Source organism: Roseovarius sp. THAF9 (assembly GCF_009363715.1).
Lineage (GTDB): Bacteria > Pseudomonadota > Alphaproteobacteria > Rhodobacterales > Rhodobacteraceae > Roseovarius.
In genome coordinates, this window is sequence record NZ_CP045404.1 from 1,623,085 (window position 1) to 1,645,081 (window position 21,997).

The window sequence follows — 21,997 nt, forward strand, 5'->3', positions numbered from 1 at the left end:
CCCAAAGACCTGGAGCGCCTTTTCCCAAGGCGCTCCGTTCATTTCAAGGAGAACACACATGACCGCCAATCTCAGCTTCGACGCTCTCAAGAAGCTTGCCTCGAAAGGCGAGATCGACACGGTCCTCGTCTGCCTCGTGGACATGCAGGGGCGGCTCATGGGCAAGCGGTTCCATGTCTCGAACTTCCTCGAGTCTGCGCATGAGGAAACCCATTGCTGCAATTACCTGCTGGCCACGGACCTCGAGATGGCCACGCCCGACGGCTACGCTGCGACCTCGTGGGAAAAGGGCTATGGCGACTACGTCATGAAGCCGGACCTCGCGACGCTGCGCCGCCTGCCGTGGCTCGACGGCACCGCGCTGGTGCTGTGCGACATCATCGACCATCACACGCACGAGCCCGTGCCGCACAGCCCGCGCCAGATCCTCAAGGCACAGATCGCGCGGGCCGAGGCGATGGGCTTCACCCCGATGATGGCAACCGAATTGGAATTCTTCCTTTTCGAGAAGTCCTTCGACGAGATCAGCCGCGACGGCTATCGCAGCCTGACGCCGATCAGTGGCTACAACGAGGACTACAATATCTTCCAGACCACGAAGGAAGAGCATGTCATGCGTCCGATCCGAAACCTGCTGTTTGAGGCGGGCGTGCCGGTCGAGAACAGCAAGGGTGAGGCCGAGACCGGGCAGGAAGAGCTGAACATTCGCTATGCCGAGGCGATGCTGTGTGCCGACCACCACACGATCGCGAAGCAAGCCGTGAAGGAAATCGCGAACCAGCATGGGCACGCTGCAAGCTTTCTGCCCAAGTGGCACGTTGACAAGGTTGGCTCCGCCGCGCATATCCACCAGTCGCTTTTCAAGGGCGACACACCCGCGTTCTATGATGCGGACGCCGATCTGACCATGTCCGACACGCTGAAAAGCTATGTCGCGGGCCTGTTGAAATACTCCACCGACATCACCTATTTCCTCGCGCCCTACATCAACAGCTACAAGCGCCTGATGCCCGGCACCTTCGCCCCCACGAAGATCGCGTGGAGCATCGACAATCGCACCGCCTGTTACCGGCTGGTGGGGGATGGCACCAAGGGCGTGCGCATCGAATGCCGGACGCCCGGTTCGGACATCAACCCGTACCTCGCCTGCGCCGCGCAACTGGCCGCCGGGCTGTGCGGTATCGAAGAGGGGCTGAAGCTGTCGCCACCTGTCACCGGCGACGTCTACAAGATGGACGATGTGCCCATGCTGCCCCACACCCTGCGGGCCGCAACGCAAACGCTGCGCAGCTCCGACATGCTGCGCCGGGTGATGGGTGACGATGTGGTCGATCACTACACCCGTGCCGCCGAGGTCGAGCAGGAGACGTTCGACGCGGTCGTGACCGACTGGGAAATCGCGCGCGGATTTGAAAGGGCATGAGCATGAGCAAGACGGTTGACCTGATCTCGCCGATCGACGGATCGGTTTATATCACGCGCGATGTGCTGTCGCGCGACGCGGCGGCGGCGGCCACCGACAAGGCCCTGGCGGCGCAGGCGGACTGGGCCGCAAGGCCCTTGGCCGAGCGTGTGGCCGCCCTGCGCAAGGCCGATGAGATCATCGGGGCCGACACAGACCGCATGGCACAGGAGCTGGCGCATCAGATGGGCCGCCCGGTGCGCTATGGCGGAGAATATGGCGGCTTTAGCGAACGCCTGAGTTACATGGCCGACGTGGCCGCCGAAGGTCTGGCCGAGGACGTGATCGAGGACAGCGACACAGCCCGCCGCGTTATCAAGCGTGTGCCTTGGGGTGTCGTCCTTGTCGTGGCGCCGTGGAACTATCCCTACATGACGGCGATCAACACGGTCGCGCCGGCGCTGATCGCGGGCAACTCTGTCATCCTCAAACATGCCAGCCAAACCTTGCAGGTGGGCGAGCATCTGGCCGAGGCGCTGCACGCGGCGGGCGTGCCGAAGGACGTGTTCCAGAACGTGGTCATCGATCACGACACGACCGACGCGCTGATCGCGGGTCGCCACATTGATTTCGTGAATTTCACCGGCTCGGTTGGGGGCGGGCAGGCGATGGAACGCGCCGCCGCCGGCACCTTTACGCCGGTCTCGACCGAACTGGGCGGCAAGGATCCCGGCTATGTGCGCGCCGATGCGGACGTCGAGGCCGCCGTCGACGGGCTGATGGACGGCGCGATGTTCAACGCGGGCCAGTGCTGCTGCGGGATCGAACGCATCTACGTGGCTGAACCCCTGTTCGACGGCTTCGTCGAAAAGGCCGTCGCCTGGGCCAAGGCGCAGAAACTCGGCAATCCTATGGAGGCCGAGACGACACTTGGCCCGATGGCCAATATCCGCTTCGCGCGCGAGGTCCGCGCACAGATTGCCGAGGCGCTGGACGACGGGGCTACGGCGCATATCGACCGGATGCAGGCCGATGACGGCGCCAACACCTATGTCACGCCGCAGGTGCTGACGAATGTCACCCACGACATGCGGGTGATGCGCGACGAGTCCTTCGGCCCCGTTGTCGGCATCATGTCCGTGCCCGATGACGACACCGCGATCCGCCTGATGAATGACAGTCGCTTTGGCCTGACCGCCTCGGTCTGGACACGCGACAGCGCGGCGGCGGAACGCATCGGCGACCGGATCGAGACCGGCACCGTCTTCATGAACCGCTGCGACTACCTCGACCCCGCCTTGTGCTGGACCGGCTGCAAGGATACCGGCAAGGGGGCGGGGCTGTCGAAACTCGCCTACCAGGCCCTGACGCGGCCCAAATCCTACCACTTGAGAAAGATCTGACATGGCTCTTACCGGAAACTGGTCCTATCCCACCACCATGCGCTTCGGCGCCGGGCGCATTGCCGAGATCGGCGAGGCCTGCCGCGCCGCGGGCATGAATAAACCGCTTCTGGTCACCGACCGGGGGCTGAAATCCATGGACATCACCACCAAGACGCTCGACCTGATGGAGGCCGCCGGGCTGGGCCGCGCGATCTTTGCAGAGGTCGATCCCAACCCCTCGGACGCGAATGTCGAGGAGGGGCTGAAATTCTACCGCGATGGCGGCTTCGACGGCGTCATCGCCTTTGGCGGAGGTTCGGGGCTGGACCTGGCCAAGACGCTGGCCTTCATGGCCGGACAGACGCGCCCGATCTGGGATTTCGAGGATATCGGCGACTGGTGGACCCGCGCTGACCCCGATGGCATTCACCCCATCGTGGCCGTGCCCACCACCGCCGGGACCGGCTCGGAAACGGGGCGCGCCTCGGTCATCACCAATTCGGCCACGCATGAGAAAAAGATCATCTTCCACCCCAATATGTTGCCGGCAATCGTCATCTGCGACCCCGAGCTGACGGTGGGCATGCCAAAGCAGATCACGGCGGGCACCGGCCTTGATGCCTTTGCACATTGCGTCGAAGCCTATTCCAGCCCGCACTACCACCCGATGAGCCAGGGCATCGCGCTGGAAGGGATGCGGCTGGTCAAGGACTACCTGCCGCGGGCCTATGCCGACGGCACCGATATCGAAGCGCGGGCGAACATGATGAGCGCGGCAGCCATGGGCGCCACGGCCTTTCAAAAGGGCCTGGGGGCGATCCATGCACTCAGCCACCCCATCGGGGCGCATCACCATACCCACCACGGCACGACCAACGCCGTCTGCATGCCCGCCGTTCTGCAATTCAACGAACCCGCGATCCGCGAACGTTTCGGCCCGGCGGCGGCCTATCTGGGCATCGAGGGCGGCTTCGATGGGTTCTGCGCCTTCGTGGACCAGCTGAACGACAGCCTTGGCATCCCCAAGACGCTGACCGAACTGGGCGTGACCGACCCCGACCTCGACACGCTGGTCGACGCGGCACTGCGGGATCCGTCGACAGGCGGCAACCCGATCGAGATGACGGCCGAGAACACGCGCAAGCTTTTCGAGGCTTGTCTTTGACGCAAAAGGAAAAAACGAGCGGGCAGGGGGCCTGACAAGAAACTGTCAAGAAACTCAGGGATAAGGCACGCACTCGTCAAAGAGTTTGACCAAATGGTCAATGCTGATCATCCTGCATGACAACAATCATCCATCAGAGGGGGACACCCATGAAAAAGACACTGCTCACGACAACCTGCCTGGCCGTCTTCGGCCTGTCGCAGGCCGCCACCGCAGACACGCTGCGCCTGCTGACCTGGGGCGGCTACGCGCCCGACGAGGTCGTCGAGATGTTCGAGGAACAGACCGGCCACACTGTCGAGGTCACCAAGTCCAACAACGAGGAAATGATCGCCAAGCTGCGCGCGACGGGCGGCGGCGGATTCGACCTCGCCCAGCCCTCGCAGGACCGCATCATGGGCCCGCAGATGGAGTTCGGCATCTACAAACCCATGGACTTGTCGAAAATCGACGAGTCGCTCTTCATCCCCTCAATGCTGGAAGCCACCAAGGGCAACACCACGGTCAACGGCGAAGTCTACGGCGTGCCGCATGTCTGGGGCACCTCCGGCCTCGTGATGAACACCGCCGAGGCGGGCGACGTGGTCAAGGACTACACCGACCTCTGCGACCCGGCGCTGGAAGGCAAGGTGTCTTACCGCCTGAAGCGTCCCACCCTGATCGGCTTTGCCTTCGCCATGGGCGAGGACCCGTTCGCCGCCTATGGCGACGAGGCCAAGTACAAAGAGATCATGGAAAAGGTCGAAGCCAAGCTGACCGAGTGCAAATCCAACGTCAAAGCCTATTGGAGCGGCGGCGACGAGTTGATGAACCTCGTGCGCTCGGGCGAGGTCACGGCGTCCATGGCATGGGACACCGGCGGCTGGAAGCTGAACGAGGACAATGCCGACATAACCTTCGTCGCGCCGGAGTCGGGCGCGCTTGGCTGGATCGACACGTTCGTTCTGCCCGCCAAGGGCCAGGCCGACGACGTGGCCTACGAGTGGATCAACTTCGTGATGCAGCCCGAGGTGTCGGCAAAGATCACGGCTGCGGCGGGCAACTTCACCGCCTCTGCCGGTGCGGATGAGTATGCCGAGGACGCGCTGAAAGCCAAGTATCAGGACAGCTTCCCGCCTGAGGCCGTCGACAACATCAAGTGGTACCCGCCGGTTCCCGCCGGTCTGGAGGCCATCGAAGGCGAGGTGCTGGACCGCGTTCAGGCCGCCAACTGATCGCCCATCAAAATGCGGCACCCTGTTGCGGGGTGCCGCCCAACAAACGGCCCCCTGCATGACCCCTGATCTTGAATGCGTCGACCTGGTAAAGCGTTTCGGCGACACGACCGCCGTCGACGACGTGTCGTTTTCCGTGCCGCCGGGCAGTTTCTTTTCGATCCTCGGCCCGTCGGGCTGTGGCAAGACCACGATCATGCGAATGATCGCCGGATTTCTGGAACCGACCTCGGGCGACATTCGCATCAAGGGTAGCACGGTTCTGGACACGCCCCCCAACAAGCGCCCGGTGAACATGGTGTTCCAGCACCTCGCGCTCTTTCCGATGATGACCATCGCCGACAATATCGGCTACGGTCTGCGGCGTCAGGGCATGGCCAAGGCCCAGATCGCCCGCAAGGTGGACGAGGCGCTCGACCGGATCGGCTTGCCGGGAATTGGTTCGCGCAAGGTCGATGAACTGTCGGGCGGGCAAAAGCAACGCGTGGCCATCGCCCGCTGCATGGTGCTGGAACCCGATGTGCTGCTGCTGGATGAACCTCTGGGGGCCCTCGACCTCAAGCTGCGCGAGCATATGAAGATCGAGCTGAAAGCGCTTCAGGCCGCGTTCGACACCACATTCGTCTACATCACCCACGACCAGTCCGAGGCGCTGGTCATGTCCGACCAGATCGCCGTCATGAATGCTGGCCGGTTCGAGCAGGTCGGCACGGGGCAGGACCTTTATTACCGGCCCGACACGCCTTTCGTCGCCGGCTTCATCGGCGAGGCGAACCGCTGGACGGGGCGCATCGACCGCGTCGAAGGGGCGGTGCTGGAGATGCGCACCGATACAGGCCTTGCCATGCGCGCGACGGCGGCCGAGGCGCTGGCCAAGGGCGACGCCGCCGAAATTTTCGTGCGGCCCGAATCCGTTCACCTCGCCGCCAGTGCCGAGGCGTTGTCGCAATTCGACAACCGCTTGCAGGGCAGGGTGACAAGTATCCTTTTCAACGGCGCCGCCTCGCGCGTGCTGGTACAGGACGACGCCGGCGAAACGCTCGAAGTCACGCTGCCCCAGACCGGCGAATTCGCGAGCCTGAAGCGCGGTGACATGGTGCATATCGGCTGGGGCGCGGCACAGGCGACCTGCTTTGCCGGGGCCGCCTGATGCGCGCCGAGACCCGGATCGGGTTCATCCTGCTGCTGACGCCGCTGTTGCTTTGGCTGGGGCTGCTGATCGTCATCCCGCATATTGACATGTTGATGATCTCGCTGCGCGAACGCATCAGTTTCGGCGTCTACGAGCCCAGCCTGATGCAATACGACAAGGCCCTGACCGAGCCGCTTTACCTGCGCACCTTCTGGCGCACGGCGGTGATGTCGGTGCTGGCCACGGGCATCACCCTGCTGATCGCCTTCCCGGTGGCCTATTACATCGCCAAGATGGCAAGGGGGCGGTTGCAACAGGTGCTGTTCATGCTCTGCCTGATCCCGTTCTACGTCTCGGAACTGGTGCGCACCTTCGGCTGGATGATCCTGCTGCGCGAGACCGGCCTCATCTCCAACCTGCTGCAATGGGCGGGGCTGGCCGATCAGCCGGTCGAGATGCTTTATAACGATGCGGCCATGATGGTGGGGCTGGTCTATACTTCGATGCTCTTCATGGTGGTCCCGCTGGTCACGACGCTGGAAAGCCTCGACAACAGCGTGGTGGAGGCAGGCTATGACCTCGGAGGCAATGGCCTGTCCGTCCTGCGCGAGATCATCATCCCCCACGCCATGCCGGGCATCGTGTCGGGCTGCATCGTGGTCTTCATGCTCAGCTTGGGCAATTATCTCACCCCAACCATGCTGGGCGGCAAGGACAGCCTGTGGTTCACCGAGATGATCTACAACCAGTTCATCGTCCGCTCCAACTGGGAGCTGGGCGCGGCCTTCGGCTTCATGCTCTTGGTGCTGTCCTCGGTGATCGTCTGGGGGATGCTGCGCCTGACGGGCCGCACCCTGCAGGAAACGATGGGGTAGGCCATGATCCCGACCATTCCCCGATCCCGCAGCTTTCGCGTCCTCTACGGCGGCTATGTCCTGCTGTTCTTCCTATACCTCGCGCTGCCCCTGACCGTCGTCGCGGTCTTCGCCTTCAACGACAGCCAGTTTCCGTCTCTGCCCTGGGAAGGCTTCACCTGGAACTGGTTCTTTGGCGAGGATCGCCCCCAGATCGGCGTTTTCCACGAACGCGGCATCCTGCGTTCCGTTGGCACCTCAGCCTTCGTCGCGACCTGCGTCGCGGTTCTGTCGGTGAGCGTCGGCACCACGAACGCCTTCCTGTTCAACCGCTACGATTTCCGCGGCAAGGGCGCGCTTTATGTCCTGATGCTGCTGCCACTGGTCATTCCCGGGATCGTGCTGGGCATCTCGATCCTCGTCTTCTCCTCGACGCTGGCCAACGGAATCTGGAACGCGGCGCAGGTCGACATTCAGGCGCTACGCCCGGGATTGCTACTGGTGATCCTCGGGCAATTCTCCTTTATCACCACCATCGCCACGCTGGTCATCACGGCCCGGCTGCAAAAATTCGACCGCACGCTGGAAGAGGCCGCGCTGAACCTAGGGGCAACGCGCTTGACGGCGGTGCGCACGATCACCATCCCGTTCCTAATGCCCGCCATGGTCGGCGCGGTGGTGGTGGCCTTCCTGATGAGCTTCGAGAATTTCAACACCACGCTCATGCTGGTCGGCTCCGACGCGCCCCTGACCATCGCCATGTTCGACCGCCTGAAAGAAGGCTCGACGCCGCTCCTCAATGCGGTTTCCCTGCTGTTGATGCTGGGCTCATCGCTGCTGGCGCTTGTCGTGATCCTGTTCCAACGCAGATAGGGGGCTTGTCCGCCATCTCATTGCGCATCGGGCGATACCCGGCGGTTGAGGGCCGTACCTCTCAAGCCACTCAGTGCTCGGCGAAACGCTTTAGGCCAGGTGGACCACTGGGATCTTACGGTCAGCGCCTCGACCAGAAATGTCACGACCTCTGGCGCCAGGGCGAACAGGATAAGCACCGCAACCTGGATCAGAAAGAACGGCACCCAGCTGCGATAGTCCTGTCCGATGCCCTTGGGAAGTACGCCCTTGAGATAGAACAGCGTATAGGCGGAATGTTGGTGGGAATAGAGCTCGCTAACCCATTATTTTTGAGAAATTTCGCGAGACTTCAAAATCCCCCGGTCATGATACCGTGCCGGTGCGAGTCCGGCATTGGGTACCAGCGACGTCCGCAGAATACGCGCTTTTGGGGCGCGGTCCGGACCCAACCGACGCGCCTCGCTCGGCTTTGGGCGCGGTGGCTGTGGTCAGAGGAGCGTCCGTATGGCGAATTCTCCAGTCATTCTTGTGAACGGGGCAATAAGCGTCTTCGAGCGCCGCGCAGACCTCCGGTGGGATGTTTGTCAGGGAAATTTTGCAGTAACTCACTGCGACGTGCGGGAAAGCGATTCGGAATGACAGGTCTCTCATGAGATATTTCCTACTTGGCCTTGAACTTCCTGTGCTGTTTCGCGTACGTTGCCCGCAGCGAAAAATTTGCAAAACGGGAAATTTTGCAGTCTATGGGAGATGCGTTTGCCCTCGCTTTCGATCTCGTCCTGTCGGGCGATGCCGACCTGATCGAGATCGTGCTGCTGTCGCTGCGCGTCAGCCTGACCGCGACGGCGCTGGCCTGCCTGATCGGACTGCCGATCGGAGCGCTGGTGGCCACCGGGCGGTTTCCCGGGCGCAATGCCGTGCTGATCGTGATGAATGCGCTGATGGGGTTGCCGCCTGTGGTGGTGGGGCTGCTGGTCTATCTTCACCTGTCGCGCTCCGGCCCCTTGGGGTTCCTCGGGCTGCTCTATACGCCCACCGCCATGATCATCGCGCAGACTATCCTGATCGCGCCTATCGTGGCGGCCCTGTCGCGGCAGGTATTGGAAGACCTGCACGCCGAATATGCCGAGCAGTTCCGCTCGCTCTGCCTGACGAAACTGCAGACCGTGCAGGCACTTCTCTGGGACGCGCGCTATTCGCTGCTGACGGTGGGGCTCGCGGGCTTTGGCCGAGCGGTGGCGGAAGTGGGCGCTGTCATCATCGTCGGCGGCAATATCGACCACCTGACGCGGGTGATGACCACGGCAATCGCGCTTGAAACCTCCAAGGGCGATCTGGCGCTTGCACTCGCACTCGGCATCATCCTTCTGGTCATCGCGCTTGGCGTCAACGCCGCCGTGCAATCGGTGCGCATGACGGCCGCACGGCAAGCCTATGTCTGATGCTGCGATCCCTCTCAGCCGGGACATCGCCCCGCCCGCGCGCCCTGCGGCGATCCTGCCGCTGGCGGTGCGCGACCTTGGCCTGCGCTTCGGGGCGTCGAGTGTGCTCGACGGGGTCAGCTTCGATCTCGGCCCCTCTGGCTGCACGATGGTCGTGGGCCCGAACGGATCGGGCAAGAGCCTGCTGTTGAAGCTGTTGCACGGGCTGATCCCCCCGACGACGGGCAGCATCGACTGGCGCGGGCAGGGGCCGCGCGACGTCACCGCCAGACAGGCGTTGGTCTTTCAAAAGCCGGTGCTGCTCCGGCGCTCGGTCTCCGCCAACGTCGACTTCGTTTTGAAAGTACGCGGCAAGGACCGTGCGCGCACCGCGGCCCTTCTCGATCACGTCGGCCTGGCCCACAAGGCAAATCAGCCCGCCCGCCTGCTTTCGGGCGGCGAGGCGCAGCGTCTGGCGCTGGCCCGTGCATTGGCCGCCGACCCCGAGGTGCTTTTTCTCGACGAACCCACCGCCAGCCTCGACCCGGCGTCGGTTCTGGCCATCGAGCAGATCGTCAGGGAGGCCAGCGCGCGCGGTGTGCGCATCGTTTTCGTAACCCATGACATGGGGCAGGCGCGGCGCATGGCCGACGACATCCTGTTCCTCAGCCAGGGCCGGATTGCCGAACACAACCGGGCCCACGACTTTTTCCGCCAGCCGCAGAGTCAGGCCGCGCGGGATTACCTGAACGGCAAGATTGTCGTTTGAACGACCAACCAAGGAACGGACCATCATGCATATGAAAATATTCGGAGCGGCCGCGATCACGCTTGCCGTCACGGGCGGCGCTTCCGCGCAGGATCAGTCGATCATCGTGCAATCCACGACCTCGACGGCGAACTCGGGGCTCTATGACCACCTGCTGCCGATCTTCCAGGACAAGACGGGCATACAGGTCAACGTCGTGGCCGTCGGTACAGGTCAAGCGATCAAGAACGCCGAGAATTGCGATGGCGACGTGCTGCTGGTGCATGCCAAACCGTCCGAGGAGAAATTCGTTGAGGCGGGCTTCGGCACCGCGCGAACGGACCTGATGTATAACGACTTCGTCATCGTCGGCCCGGGCGAGGACCCGGCGGGCGTGGGCGGCATGCACGATGTGCAGGGCGCAATGTCCAAGATCTCCGAGGCGGGCGCACTCTTCGCCTCGCGCGGGGACGACAGCGGCACCCACAAGAAGGAAATGGCGCTCTGGTCCGACAGCGGCGTCGATCCGACCGCGGCCAGTGGCGACTGGTACCGCGAGACGGGCTCGGGCATGGGGGCCACGCTCAATGCCGGCATCGGCATGGGCGCCTATGTCATGACCGACCGCGCCACCTGGATCAGCTTCGACAACAAGCAGGATTACGCGATTCAGGTCGAGGGCGACGAGGATATGTTCAACCAGTACGGCGTGATCCCGGTCAATCCCGAGAAATGCCCCAGCGTGAACGTGGACGCCGCACAGACCTTTGCCGACTGGCTGGTCTCGGACCAGGGGCAGGAGGCGATCGCGGCCTACAAGGTGGCCGATCAGCAACTGTTCTTCCCCAACGCGCCGGAAAACTGATAGACGTGTCGGGGCGGTGGTGCACCCGCCGCCTCGATATCCAGATCCAGGCGCCATGTCCGAACTTGATTTTCCAGACCACGAATACCTGACCGTCAAGGAACTGGCCGAGCTGTTGCGCCTGAAAGAACGCAAGGTCTATGACCTCGCCGCGTCGGGGGCCGTGCCGTGTTCGCGCGCCACGGGCAAGCTGCTATTCCCCGCAAACGAGATCCGCGACTGGATAGAACAGGCGCAGTCTGGCGGCGGGTCCGCGCGCCCGGCCGAGCCGCGCCCGCCAATCATGCTGGGCAGTCACGATCCCTTGCTGGATTGGGCCATCCGCCAATCGCGCTGCGGACTCGCCACGTTCCATGACGGCTCGCTTGACGGATTGCAGCGCTTCGTTGCGGGCGAAGGCGTGGCGGCGGGGCTTCACCTGCACGACCCGATGCGTGATACCTGGAACGTGAGCGCCGTGTCGAAATCCGCCGCACTGCAGGACGCGGTGCTTGTGCTCTTCGCCAAGCGGCGGCGCGGATTGGTCATCCGGCCTGACGGGCGCGCGCCCGCGGGCCTGAGCGATATTGCCTGCCTTCGGCTGGTGCCGCGGCAGGCGGGGTCGGGGACCGACAGGCTATTCCGGAACTTGGCCACGCGGGACGGGCTGGACCTGGGCGCGCTAGATCTGGCCGATGTCGCCCGCACTGAAGACGAGGCGGTCGAGGCGGTGCGACGTGGCGCCGCCGATGTCACCTTCGGGCTGGAGGGCGTGGCGCACAGTTACGGGCTGGAGTTCGTGCCGGTGATCGAAGAAGAATTTGCGCTGCTGGTCGACCGCAAGGCCTGGTTCGAGACGCCGATGCAATCACTTCTTGCGTTCTGCCAAACAGACGCCTTTCACGAGCGCGCCCGCACTCAAGACGGCTACGACACGCAGGGTCTGGGTACCGTTCTGTGGAACGCGTAGCGCGCCACACATAAAAAACTGGCGACCGCAGTGATGCAGGCCGCCAGCTTTGTTCACACCTGTCGCGTGTTACTTGGATTCGTCTTCGTCCCGGAACAGCGATGCCATGTCCATGTCGGGGTTGCTCTCGCACTCTTCCTTCAGCACGACTATCAACTCTTCGTCCGAGCCGGTGGCTGCGGCGCGGGCTGCCGCGCGTCCGCCAATGTCGTCGTCGGGGTCGCCCAGCTCGTTGGTCGCGCTCGCTGCGTCGGTATCTGCAGACTCGTCGGCGCCGACGGCTTCATCGCGCAGCATCTCGCGACCGCCCATGCCATCAAAGGCATCCATTTGGCCGGCGCTGTCCATCTCATTGAATTCGGCGCAGGTCATTGCATAGGCCGGTGTCGACAGAGCGACGACAAGGCCCAGAACGGATGTGGATTTAAGAAAGGTTTTGCTAAAGGTCATTACTCACTCCCAATCGGTCAGTACATTCTAGGTTTAACCGTCCCATGCAGCACGCACTCGAACGTAAACCCTTACACGCCGAACGCGCCGCAACTTGGACAAGTTCCTTCACCGCGGCAAAAAAAGAACGCCGAAGCTTCCACGCCGGTCAAGCCGCGTCTCGACGCAGTCTTGGCCGGCACCTGGACGCGGCAGGGCGCGCGGGGTGTGGCAGAGCGGTAAGCTTGTTTGTCTTCTTTTCGGCAAAGTCGGGCCATCTTTCGCCGCCGAGGTCCGTTCAGAGCACAGGGCGCAGCCTTGCGTGCGGGACGCCACTGTGACTCGACCTCTGATTTTGAGTCAAATCTGCGTCGATTCGCTTGAAATGTGGCGACACAGTTTCCGTTTGCGAAATAATACCCCGGAAACGGCCGGGATTGACGCATGGTAAAGAAATAACTTTTGGCAGGGGTCGTCCAAATCTCGCCACAATTCAAACGGGTGCCGTTCCCTCCACTTTTGGAAACAGAGCTCTACTATAAATTGCAATTCTGATCGGCAAAAAACCGCGCACCCCTTTTGTTCAAGGGTTTGCGCGAATACCCGCCGATCGGAGCGCGGAAACAATCTCGTAAAACGTGTGTGTCGGCCTGCCTTAATTCGCTGTTTCAACGGGCTTTTCTCTAAATTGCACTGACAGTTTTTCGACAAATTTCGCTTTCTGTCGCACGCCGCGTCTCTTAGAACGAACTCAGCCCAACTGGGGGGCGATGTCTGTAGGTCACGGGGGCGACCGCACGAAACGCATCATTAAGGTGCGGAGAGGTGCGATCGTCGGGCTGCTTCGGTAGCTGACTGATAGCAATAGGATGCGGAGCGTGAACTCCGCGACGTTCCCGCGTGGTAAGCGGGCCTTTCCCTCCTGATATTTGAGGTTCGTGCAGGTTGCCCCTGGCCGTCACGTCGCCGGCTTTGGGAATGGTTTTGGTAAGGCGTCGCCGCATGTGCGGTGATGTTGAATGGAGAAGACGATGTCGAATTTTGATCCGAGTTCGGTAACTGGCCTGATTGGTCTTTGGGATTTCAAAAGCGGTGCCGAAAAGAAAGACACCGGGCTGGATGACGGTGTCGCCCAGGACGCCACCCACGGCGATGGCAACGCCATCAATGTCAGCTTTTCCGACGACAAGCTGATCGTCGGAGGGGGGACCAACTCGCACCCCACCGTGCTCGATGTCAAAGCCGACCCGAACTCGTCTGCCGATGACGACCAATTCAACCTGGACCGGGGCACCATCGAGACGCAGTTCACGCAGGATGCGCACTCGGGCACATCCGAGGACGTGATCCTGTCGCGCGGCGAAAAGCACATCGACGCCCATGACGAAGGCTTCTTCGAGATCCGCGTCACCCAGGACGGCAAGGTTCAGACCTACCACAACACGGACAACGGTGACGCGGTTGCCACGCTCTCGACCTCCACGGGGTTTTTCGAACCCGGTGACCACGTCAACGTTAAGTATTCCTTCGATGTCGATACCGGCGCCACCCTGACGGTCGAGAACCTGACCACCGGCAACACCGAGACGATCGAGAGCGACGAGACCGGCCTTACCTTTGACCTGACCGACAATGACGACGAGGAATTCAGCTTCGGCGCGCGCGAAAGCGACGACTCGGTCTATGACAAGGAATTCCAGGGCTCCATCGACTATGTCGCCCTTTACGAGTCCTCCAATGCTGCGCCCGATGGCGCGGTCGACGGCGAGGATTTCGGCGAGGATATGGACCTCGGCTATGACGACTCCAACGCGCCCACCGACCAGGGCGGCGACATCATCACCAACGACGCCGACCTGATCTTCGGCAACGGCGGCGACGACACGATCAACGGTGAAGGCGGCAACGACACCATCTATGGTGACGACGGCGCTGGCGGCAGCTTCACCGGCGCGCGCGAGAGCTTCAACTGGGATCACGTGACCGGCCGGCAGGCCGACAGCACCGTGACCCAGAACACCGGCAGCGTGAACGTGACCTACACCCGCACCGAGGACACGGGTAACCATGCAAGCGACATCGACAACAGCACGCCGCTGAACACGTCTGGCATCGACACCGGCGGCGAGTCGATAGACACCAACAGCTCCCTCTTTTCCGAGACCGGTGGCCAGGGCAACACCGGTGAATTCCAGTGGGCGTTTTCCGAAGCCGTCGGGAACCTTGATTTCAATATCAATGACCTTGACGGTGACGGCTTCGTGACCGTGACCGCCTTCGACGCCGACAACAACCCGATCGATGTTGTCCTGCAAGGCGGCAGCGACATCACCATCGACGGCAACACCGCCGATGCGGGCCCCTACCAGAACGTCAACGATCCCGACGCGACCGTTCAGGTCTCGATCGCGGGCCCGGTGTCGCGCGTGGTGGTCGAGCACACGCAGGACGGCTCGGGCAATTCGGGCATCCACATCACCGACATGTATTTCGACACCGGCTTCGACCCCGATCAGGACGGTGAAGGCGGTGACGATGTCATCACCGGCGCCGAAGGCGCGGATGAGATCTATGGTGAAGGCGGCGACGACACCTTCATCGTCTCCAGCACTTCCGATGCCGATGGCGACACCATCACCGGCGGCAACGGCCCGGACGACACGCTGGACAACGATACGCTGGATCTGCGCGGCACCGGCCAGCTGACCATCACCGACGCGGCAGACGGCTCGGACGACGGCGCGCGCGCCGGCACCGTGACCTTCGCCGACGGCTCGGTCCTGGAATTCAGCCAGATCGAGACGATCCTGACCGATCCCCAGAACGAGGCGCCGACCGCGGTCGATGACACCGTTCCGGTGGACGAGGACGACACCGTCACTTTCAATCCCACCGCCAACGACACCGACCCGGATAGCGACCCGCTGACCGTCGACAGCATCGGCACGCCGGCCAATGGCACGCTGACCGACAATGGCGACGGCACCTACACCTACACGCCGGACGAGAATTTCAACGGCACCGACAGCGTCAGCTACACGGTCAGCGATCCTTCGGGCGAAACCTCGACCGCGACGATCACGTTCGACGTCGCTCCGGTGAATGACGCACCGGACGCGGTCAACGACGTGGCGACCACGGACGAGGAAGCCACCGTCACGATCACGCCGCTGGACAACGACACGGATGTCGATGGCGACACGCTGCGCATCACCGCGGCCTCGGTCCCGTCCGATCAGGGCACGCTGACCTTCACCGACACCGAGATCGAGTTCACCCCGGCCGAGGACTTCTTTGGCGAGGCGACGATCAGCTACTCGATCACCGACGACAATGGCGGCACCGACACCGCCGAGATCGCCGTCACGGTGAACAACATCAACGACGCGCCCGAAGCGGTGGACGACACCGTTTCGACGCTGGAAGACCAATCCGTCACCTTCAACCCGGCGGACAATGACAACGATCCGGATGGCGACCCGCTGACCGTGACCTCGGTCACTGTCACCGATCCCACGCAGGGCAGCGCGGTCCTGAACGGCGACGGTACCGTCACCTTCACCCCGGCCGAGAACTATAACGGCCCGGTCGAGCTGACCTACACGGTCGAGGACCCCGACGGCGCGTCGGACACCGGCTCGGTTCTGGTTAATGTGGGCGAGGTGCAGGACGCGCCCGACGCAGTCGACGACGTCGCCACCACGCCCGAGGACACGGCGATCACCCTGACGCCGCTGGACAACGACACCGACCCCGATGGCGACACGCTTACCATCACCGGCGCCAATGTTCCTTCCGACCAGGGCTCGGTCACCTTCAACGACACCGAGATCGTCTTTACCCCCGCCGATAACTTCAACGGCGATGCGACGATCAGCTACACGATCACCGACGGCAATGGCGGCACCGACAGCGCCGAGATCGACGTGACCGTGACGCCGGTCAACGATGACCCGGTCGCGGTGGACGATATCGAGAACACCGACGAGGACACGCCGATCACCTTCAATCCGGCCGCCAACGACACCGATGTCGACGGCGATTCGCTGGTCGTGTCCGCGGTCGACCCGATCGACCCGGCGCTTGGCGAGGTGGTCCTGAACGGCGACGGTACCGTGACCCTCACCCCGGCCGAGAACTATAACGGCCCGGTCGAGTTCACCTATACCGTCAGCGACGGGCAGGGCGGCACCGACACCGGCACCGCGCTGGTCAACGTGGGCCCGGTCAACGACGCGCCTGTCGCCGAGAACGACGATGGCGGCTCCACGCCGCAGGGGACGGCCGTCACGGTCATGCCGCTGGTCAATGACAGCGACCCCGATGGCGACCCGATCCGCATCATCAACGCCAGCGTTCCGGCCAGCCAGGGCACCGTCAGCTACACCGATGACGAAGTGACCTTCACCCCGGCACCGGCCTTCGTGGGCGAGGCGACGATCACCTACACGATTTCCGACGGAAACGGCCTGACCGACACTGGACAGATCTCGGTCGAGGTGACGGACGTGATCGGCCCGGTCGACGGCGCCGACACCGGCGAGGTCATGACCCCCGGCTACACGGACGTTGAGGGTGACCAGATCGACGGCGCCGACGGTGACGACGACACCATCTTCGGCAATGGCGGCGACGATATCATCGACGCCGGCGAAGGCGACGACACGGTCGATGGAGGCACCGGCGACGATGAAATCACCGGCGCCAATGGCGACGACAGCGTCGATGGCGGTGACGGCTCCGACACCCTTGCGGGCGGCGACGGCACCGATACGCTCAACGGCGGTCAGGGCGATGACGACATCGCCGTGGGCGGCGAGGACGAAGCCTCGGGCGGCACCGGCGACGACGAGTTCACCGTCGACGGCACCGACCCGGCAGCGGATATCGACGCCACCATTGACGGCGGCTCGGACGGCACCGACGGCAACCCCGACGGCCCGGAAAACGGCGACGAGGGCGACATCCTGAACCTCGGAAACCAGACCGACGATCTGACCGTCATCCTGGAAGACGCCGATCCCGAGGACGGCACCGCCAACGGCCTCGATGCCGACGATACGCCCGACATCACCTTCGAGGAGATCGAGCGCATCATCACCGGCAGCGGCGATGACATCATCGACGCCGAGGAAGCCGACGGCCCGATCGACGTGGAAACCGGCGCAGGCGACGACAGCGTTGACGGCGGCGACGGCGACGACATGATCGACACCGGCCCGGGCAACGACACGGTTGATGCCGGTGACGGATCTGACACTGTCGATGGCGGCAACGGCGACAACCTGATCGACACGTCTTCAGACAATGTTCTGTCTCTGCCTGACGAAGGTTTCCCCGGATACGGGCCGGTTCCGCCGGTTCCCGCGGATGCTGATCCCGACGACGACCGCGATCTGGTCACAACGGGATCTGGCAATGACACGATTACCACAGGCGACGACAACGACACAATCAACGCGGGCGCCGGTGACAACCTCATCGACGCCGGGATCGACGACGACGAGATCACGACGCTCTTCGGTGACGACACGATCGTCGGCGGCGAAGGCAACGACACGATCTCGTCAGGGGCAGGGGACGACCTTATCTACGGTGGTCTCGACCCGGCTGTCGTGCCCTTCGACGGAACCGATATTCCCGATGCACCGGATGGCGGCAGCTTTGGCCCCGACCCGGACGAGAATAACGGCCGTGATCTTATCGAAGCAGGGGCCGGCAACGACACGGTCTATGGCCAGGACGACGACGACACCATCTTCGGTGGCGGCGGCAGTGACTTCCTGGACGGCGGTGTCGATGACGACAGCATCGTGGGCGGCAACGGACGTGACACCATCCTTGGTGGTCAAGGCGCCGACACGTTGGAAGGCGATGCAGGTTCGGACGAGTTCCGCTTTGACGAACGCGAGGAAGCCTTCGGCGACGAAATCGACGGTGGCACCGAGGATGGCGACAACGATCCGACGACAGACAACGAGAACGACCAGCTTTACCTGCAAGGGATGGGCCGGTTCGAGATCGTCGAAAGCGACGGCGTCACCCCGCTGGACCTCACCACGCCGAACGACCCGGACGGCAACAGCTTTACCGGCCAGGTCAACTTCCTGGATGCCAGCGGCAATGTCGAAGGCACGCTGACCTTCACCGAGATCGAGGACATCATCCCCTGCTTCACGCCGGGGACGGTCATCGCCACGCCGCAAGGCGAGCGCCTGGTCGAAGAACTTCGGGAAGGGGACCGGATCATCACCCGCGACAACGGTCTGCAAGAGATCCGTTGGGTGGGCCGCCGCGATCTGTCGGGGCAGGAGCTGGTCAGCGCGCCGCATCTGCAGCCGGTCCTGATCCGTGCGGGTTCGCTGGGCCACGGCCTGCCGGAACGTGACATGATGGTCTCGCCGCAGCACCGCCTGCTGATCAACAACGAGAAGTCGGCGCTCTACTTCGAGGACCGCGAGGTTCTGGCAGCCGCCAAGCACCTCACCGGCATGGAAGGTGTGACCTCGGTCGAGGCCAGCTCGGTCAGCTACATCCACTTCATGTTCGACCAACACGAGGTGGTGTTGTCCAACGGCGCCTGGACCGAAAGCTTCCAGCCCGGCGATACGGTGCTTGACGCGATGGGCGATGCGCAGCGCAGCGAGATCTTCGAGCTCTTCCCCGAGTTGTCGCAGGCAGAGGGCCTCAAGGCTTACACCGCCGCACGCCGGTCCCTGAAGAAGCACGAAGCCCGGCTTCTGGTCAAGTAACAGCTTTGCAGCCGACCGGCCCTTTTCCGGGGCCGGTCACATGATGGAATCGGTTGCGGGGGCTGACCCGAGTTCCAGGTAACAATCCCGGCCTTTGGCCGGGATTGTTTCGTTTTGGTGAACAACAATCCTGCAAAATCGCGAATTGACGCCGCGTTATCCTAGATACGAAGAATTTTTCTAGGGTTTCCCCTGAAGGTTGGCTAAAGAGTGGCATAATCAAGTTTAAAATTAGACAGTAATGTGGTGCATCTCGGGGGAGGTTCGCCAGCGCTTTCAGGAGGCCACTGCCATGGCTACCATTCCCGGCACGTCCGGCAATGACACGTTGCAAGGCACCAACGATCCCGACACCATCACTGGCGCGGGCGGCAACGACCGTATCTCGGGCGAGGGCGCCAACGATTCCATCGACGGCGGCTCCGGCAACGACGTGCTTTTCGGCGACGCGGGCGAGGGTACCGCGCTGGGGCTCGATGCTTCGCCGATCACGCTGGACATCAACAACCTGGTGTCCGACAGTGCCTCTGGCAACAACAATGCCAATGTGGGCGACGTTGCGGTCTACAGCAACGTCGCCACGCTCGAGGACGGCACGCCGATATCCGGGCGTCTCGTGCTGGTCGAAACCTCTGACCGGCGCATGGACATCGACCTCTCGGGCGGGGACGGCTTCGAAATCCTGCTGAACGCCAGCGGTCGCAACAGCGACACCGGAGAAACCGCGACCTTCCGCCTTGAATTCTTCAATCCGGCAACCGGCGAGAACGTGGCGCTGAATTCCACTGCAACGTGGAATGACCTCGATCGCAACAGTCCCGGTGACCAAGAATCGGTAGAAATCGACGCCGGCAGCTTTACCGATTTCTCGACCTCGGGCGACACGTCGCTGAATGTCACCACCTCGGGTGGCGTGGTCAACGCGGCGGGCACAGAAACGAACGACCCATCGGACCAGGACGCGTGGTTCTCGGCCTCGTTCGAGAACCGCGAATTCATCGAATTCACGCTGGAAACCCGGTCCTCGGCGTCCGGTTTCTCGCTCTCGGGCGACCTGATAGACGACCCGGTGGTCACACCTTTCGAGGAAGGTGATGACACTATTCTCGGCGGCACAGGCAATGACGAGATCTTCGGGCAGGGCGGCGATGACGAGATCGACGCCGGCGCCGGCAGCGACACCGTGGAGGGCGGCGCGGGCAATGACACGATCTTTGGCGGCGGCGACAATGACATTCTGAATGGCGGCGCAGACCGCGACACCTTCATCATCAATCAGCTGGGCACCTCGGGCGTCAACAACACCACGGTGAACGGGGACTCGACCGGCGACGATTTCGACACGCTCGACATCACGCCGCTGCGCGACGCGGGCTGGCAGGTCACGAATTTCACCCGCAACCCGGAAACCAACGGCAACCCCGGCTTCAACGGCCAGATCCAGCTTCAGCGCGGCAGTGAGACGGCCAATATCAACTACACAGACATCGAGGATCTGATCGTCTGCTTCATGCCCGGCGCGCAGATCGCCACGCCGCACGGCACCCGCGCGGTCGAAACGCTGCGACCCGGCGACCGCGTCTTCACCCGCGACAACGGCATCCGCGAGATCCGCTGGATCGGCCGGCGCGACCTTGACGCGGCCGATCTGGCGGGCATGCCCAAGTTCCAGCCTATCCTGATCCGTAAGGGCGCGCTCGGGGCCGAGATGCCCGATCGCGACATGCTGGTCAGCCCGAACCACCGGATGCTTCTGGCCAACGAACTGGCCGAGGTCATGTTCGGCGAGCGCGAGGTGCTGGTCGCGGCCAAGCACCTGACCGGGCTAGATGGCGTGGATCACGCGGTCACAGACACCATCAGCTACATTCACCTGATGTTCAACCATCACGAGGTCATTCTGGCCGACGCGGCATGGTCCGAAAGCTTCCAGCCCGGCGACTACTCGATGCGCGGCGTGGGGCAGGACAGCCGGGACGAGATCCTGACGCTCTTCCCCGAACTCGCCACGCAAGCGGGACTTGAAAGCTACCAGGCGGCCCGCCTGTCGCTCAAGGCGCACGAGGCGAAGCTGCTGGTCGAACAGTCCTTGCGCTAAAGCGTTTCGCGATAAACCTGATGTTCAGCTAATCGCGAAACGCAGCACAACAGCCATTCGTTGTACGCGTTTCGGCTTTCGCCGATGGCTCAGGTTAAAGGCGAAACGCTTCAGCCTTTCGCGGCCCGCCATTTCGCCCAGGCTTCGGGCGTATCCAGATCCAACGTGGCCCTGTCTCCACCAAGGGGGCAGGGCCGTGTCTTTTCCGGCGCGATCACCTCCCGCGCGCCGGCATCGCCGCTCAATGTGACCAGCGCCGGCAACAGCCGGGCGGGCAGGAGAGTCGGATGCCCAAAGCGCCCGTCAGCATCCGTGGCACGGATCACGTCGCGCGGGTGGTCCGCGTGCAGCGCAGCCACCGCGTGCATGTCATCCGCATCCAGGTCGGGCATGTCAGGCAGTATGATCATCAGCCCGCTCATATCCCGTTCCATGGCCCAGCTCGCTGCCACGCGCAGCGACGCACTGAAACCGCTGGCCGCATCGTGGACTGGCCGCCGCTCCAGACCCGTGTTTGCCGCGACTTCAAGGCTGCTTGCGCGCGCTCCGGAGTCTAAGGGCAGGGTAACAAGAACAGGTAAACCGAGGCTTAACGCCCGCCGAGTTTGCCGCAGCAAAAGCGGTACACCGTCCACGTCTTCCAACAGCTTGTCGCGCCCCCGCATCCGCGAGGACGCGCCCGCCGCGGGCAGAACGATCCCGAGTGTCACCGCTGCCAAGCCTCTTGT

Annotated in this window: 15 protein-coding genes; 13 read left to right on the top strand and 2 right to left on the bottom strand. The window is 63.1% G+C overall.

Annotated features, from left to right (window positions below):
- Nucleotides 1-58: 58 nt before the first annotated feature.
- The 11 genes from FIU86_RS08045 to FIU86_RS08100 all read left to right on the top strand — a co-directional run bounded on the left by FIU86_RS08045 (nt 59) and on the right by FIU86_RS08100 (nt 11,990).
- Nucleotides 59-1,423, top strand: coding sequence for a glutamine synthetase family protein (locus tag FIU86_RS08045; protein WP_152474607.1), 1,365 nt, complete (start codon nt 59-61; stop codon nt 1,421-1,423).
- A 2-nt stretch (nt 1,424-1,425) separates the two neighbouring features.
- The gene (locus FIU86_RS08050) at nt 1,426-2,805 is read left to right on the top strand and encodes an aldehyde dehydrogenase family protein (protein ID WP_152474608.1); all 1,380 of its coding nucleotides are present in this window, start codon (nt 1,426-1,428) and stop codon (nt 2,803-2,805) included.
- Nucleotide 2,806: 1 nt separating this feature from the next.
- The gene (locus FIU86_RS08055; protein WP_152474609.1) at nt 2,807-3,952 is read left to right on the top strand and encodes an iron-containing alcohol dehydrogenase; all 1,146 of its coding nucleotides are present in this window, start codon (nt 2,807-2,809) and stop codon (nt 3,950-3,952) included.
- Nucleotides 3,953-4,101: 149 nt separating this feature from the next.
- Nucleotides 4,102-5,166, top strand: a complete 1,065-nt coding sequence (locus FIU86_RS08060; protein WP_152474610.1) for an extracellular solute-binding protein — start codon at nt 4,102-4,104, stop codon at nt 5,164-5,166.
- Nucleotides 5,167-5,224: 58 nt separating this feature from the next.
- Nucleotides 5,225-6,316, top strand: a complete 1,092-nt coding sequence (locus tag FIU86_RS08065; protein WP_152474611.1) for an ABC transporter ATP-binding protein — start codon at nt 5,225-5,227, stop codon at nt 6,314-6,316.
- The gene (locus tag FIU86_RS08070; RefSeq protein WP_152474612.1) at nt 6,316-7,173 is read left to right on the top strand and encodes an ABC transporter permease; all 858 of its coding nucleotides are present in this window, start codon (nt 6,316-6,318) and stop codon (nt 7,171-7,173) included. Before FIU86_RS08065 ends, FIU86_RS08070 begins: the two co-directional genes overlap by 1 nt.
- 3 nt (nt 7,174-7,176) lie before the next feature.
- Nucleotides 7,177-8,025: an ABC transporter permease gene (locus FIU86_RS08075; RefSeq protein WP_152474613.1), complete on the top strand. Its 849-nt coding sequence runs from the start codon at nt 7,177-7,179 to the stop codon at nt 8,023-8,025.
- Between the two features lie 716 nt (nt 8,026-8,741).
- Nucleotides 8,742-9,449, top strand: a complete 708-nt coding sequence (locus FIU86_RS08085; RefSeq protein ID WP_368373157.1) for an ABC transporter permease — start codon at nt 8,742-8,744, stop codon at nt 9,447-9,449.
- Nucleotides 9,442-10,197 (top strand): ATP-binding cassette domain-containing protein, encoded by a 756-nt coding sequence (locus FIU86_RS08090; protein WP_152474615.1) that lies wholly within the window; start codon nt 9,442-9,444, stop codon nt 10,195-10,197. Before FIU86_RS08085 ends, FIU86_RS08090 begins: the two co-directional genes overlap by 8 nt.
- Nucleotides 10,198-10,228: 31 nt before the next feature.
- Entirely contained in the window at nt 10,229-11,041 is an 813-nt protein-coding gene (locus FIU86_RS08095) for a substrate-binding domain-containing protein (protein ID WP_254704005.1), read from the top strand.
- A gap of 55 nt (nt 11,042-11,096) precedes the next feature.
- On the top strand, nt 11,097-11,990 hold the full coding sequence (locus FIU86_RS08100; RefSeq protein ID WP_152474617.1) for a helix-turn-helix transcriptional regulator: 894 nt from the start codon (nt 11,097-11,099) through the stop codon (nt 11,988-11,990).
- A 69-nt stretch (nt 11,991-12,059) separates the two neighbouring features.
- Here FIU86_RS08100 and FIU86_RS08105 read toward each other — a convergent pair whose 3' ends face one another.
- Entirely contained in the window at nt 12,060-12,440 is a 381-nt protein-coding gene (locus FIU86_RS08105; RefSeq protein WP_152474618.1) for a hypothetical protein, read from the bottom strand.
- 1,010 nt (nt 12,441-13,450) lie between these two features.
- Between FIU86_RS08105 and FIU86_RS08110 the strand changes: the two genes are divergently transcribed.
- Complete coding sequence (locus FIU86_RS08110) at nt 13,451-19,171, top strand: tandem-95 repeat protein (protein WP_172977467.1); 5,721 nt, start codon at nt 13,451-13,453, stop codon at nt 19,169-19,171.
- 292 nt (nt 19,172-19,463) lie between these two features.
- Nucleotides 19,464-21,269: a Hint domain-containing protein gene (locus FIU86_RS08115; protein ID WP_152474620.1), complete on the top strand. Its 1,806-nt coding sequence runs from the start codon at nt 19,464-19,466 to the stop codon at nt 21,267-21,269.
- A gap of 110 nt (nt 21,270-21,379) precedes the next feature.
- Here FIU86_RS08115 and FIU86_RS08120 read toward each other — a convergent pair whose 3' ends face one another.
- Complete coding sequence (locus FIU86_RS08120) at nt 21,380-21,979, bottom strand: NTP transferase domain-containing protein (protein WP_152474621.1); 600 nt, start codon at nt 21,977-21,979, stop codon at nt 21,380-21,382.
- Nucleotides 21,980-21,997: the final 18 nt, after the last annotated feature.

What these genes read in the sequence shown, in the direction of transcription:
- FIU86_RS08045 (WP_152474607.1), top strand. Translation starts at nt 59, where the DNA reads ATGACCGCCAATCTCAGCTTCGACGCTCTCAAGAAGCTTGCCTCGAAA.
- FIU86_RS08050 (WP_152474608.1), top strand. Translation starts at nt 1,426, where the DNA reads ATGAGCAAGACGGTTGACCTGATCTCGCCGATCGACGGATCGGTTTAT.
- FIU86_RS08055 (WP_152474609.1), top strand. Translation starts at nt 2,807, where the DNA reads ATGGCTCTTACCGGAAACTGGTCCTATCCCACCACCATGCGCTTCGGC.
- FIU86_RS08060 (WP_152474610.1), top strand. Translation starts at nt 4,102, where the DNA reads ATGAAAAAGACACTGCTCACGACAACCTGCCTGGCCGTCTTCGGCCTG.
- FIU86_RS08065 (WP_152474611.1), top strand. Translation starts at nt 5,225, where the DNA reads ATGACCCCTGATCTTGAATGCGTCGACCTGGTAAAGCGTTTCGGCGAC.
- FIU86_RS08070 (WP_152474612.1), top strand. Translation starts at nt 6,316, where the DNA reads ATGCGCGCCGAGACCCGGATCGGGTTCATCCTGCTGCTGACGCCGCTG.
- FIU86_RS08075 (WP_152474613.1), top strand. Translation starts at nt 7,177, where the DNA reads ATGATCCCGACCATTCCCCGATCCCGCAGCTTTCGCGTCCTCTACGGC.
- FIU86_RS08090 (WP_152474615.1), top strand. Translation starts at nt 9,442, where the DNA reads ATGTCTGATGCTGCGATCCCTCTCAGCCGGGACATCGCCCCGCCCGCG.
- FIU86_RS08095 (WP_254704005.1), top strand. Translation starts at nt 10,229, where the DNA reads ATGAAAATATTCGGAGCGGCCGCGATCACGCTTGCCGTCACGGGCGGC.
- FIU86_RS08100 (WP_152474617.1), top strand. Translation starts at nt 11,097, where the DNA reads ATGTCCGAACTTGATTTTCCAGACCACGAATACCTGACCGTCAAGGAA.
- FIU86_RS08105 (WP_152474618.1), bottom strand. Translation starts at nt 12,440, where the DNA reads ATGACCTTTAGCAAAACCTTTCTTAAATCCACATCCGTTCTGGGCCTT.
- FIU86_RS08110 (WP_172977467.1), top strand. Translation starts at nt 13,451, where the DNA reads ATGTCGAATTTTGATCCGAGTTCGGTAACTGGCCTGATTGGTCTTTGG.
- FIU86_RS08115 (WP_152474620.1), top strand. Translation starts at nt 19,464, where the DNA reads ATGGCTACCATTCCCGGCACGTCCGGCAATGACACGTTGCAAGGCACC.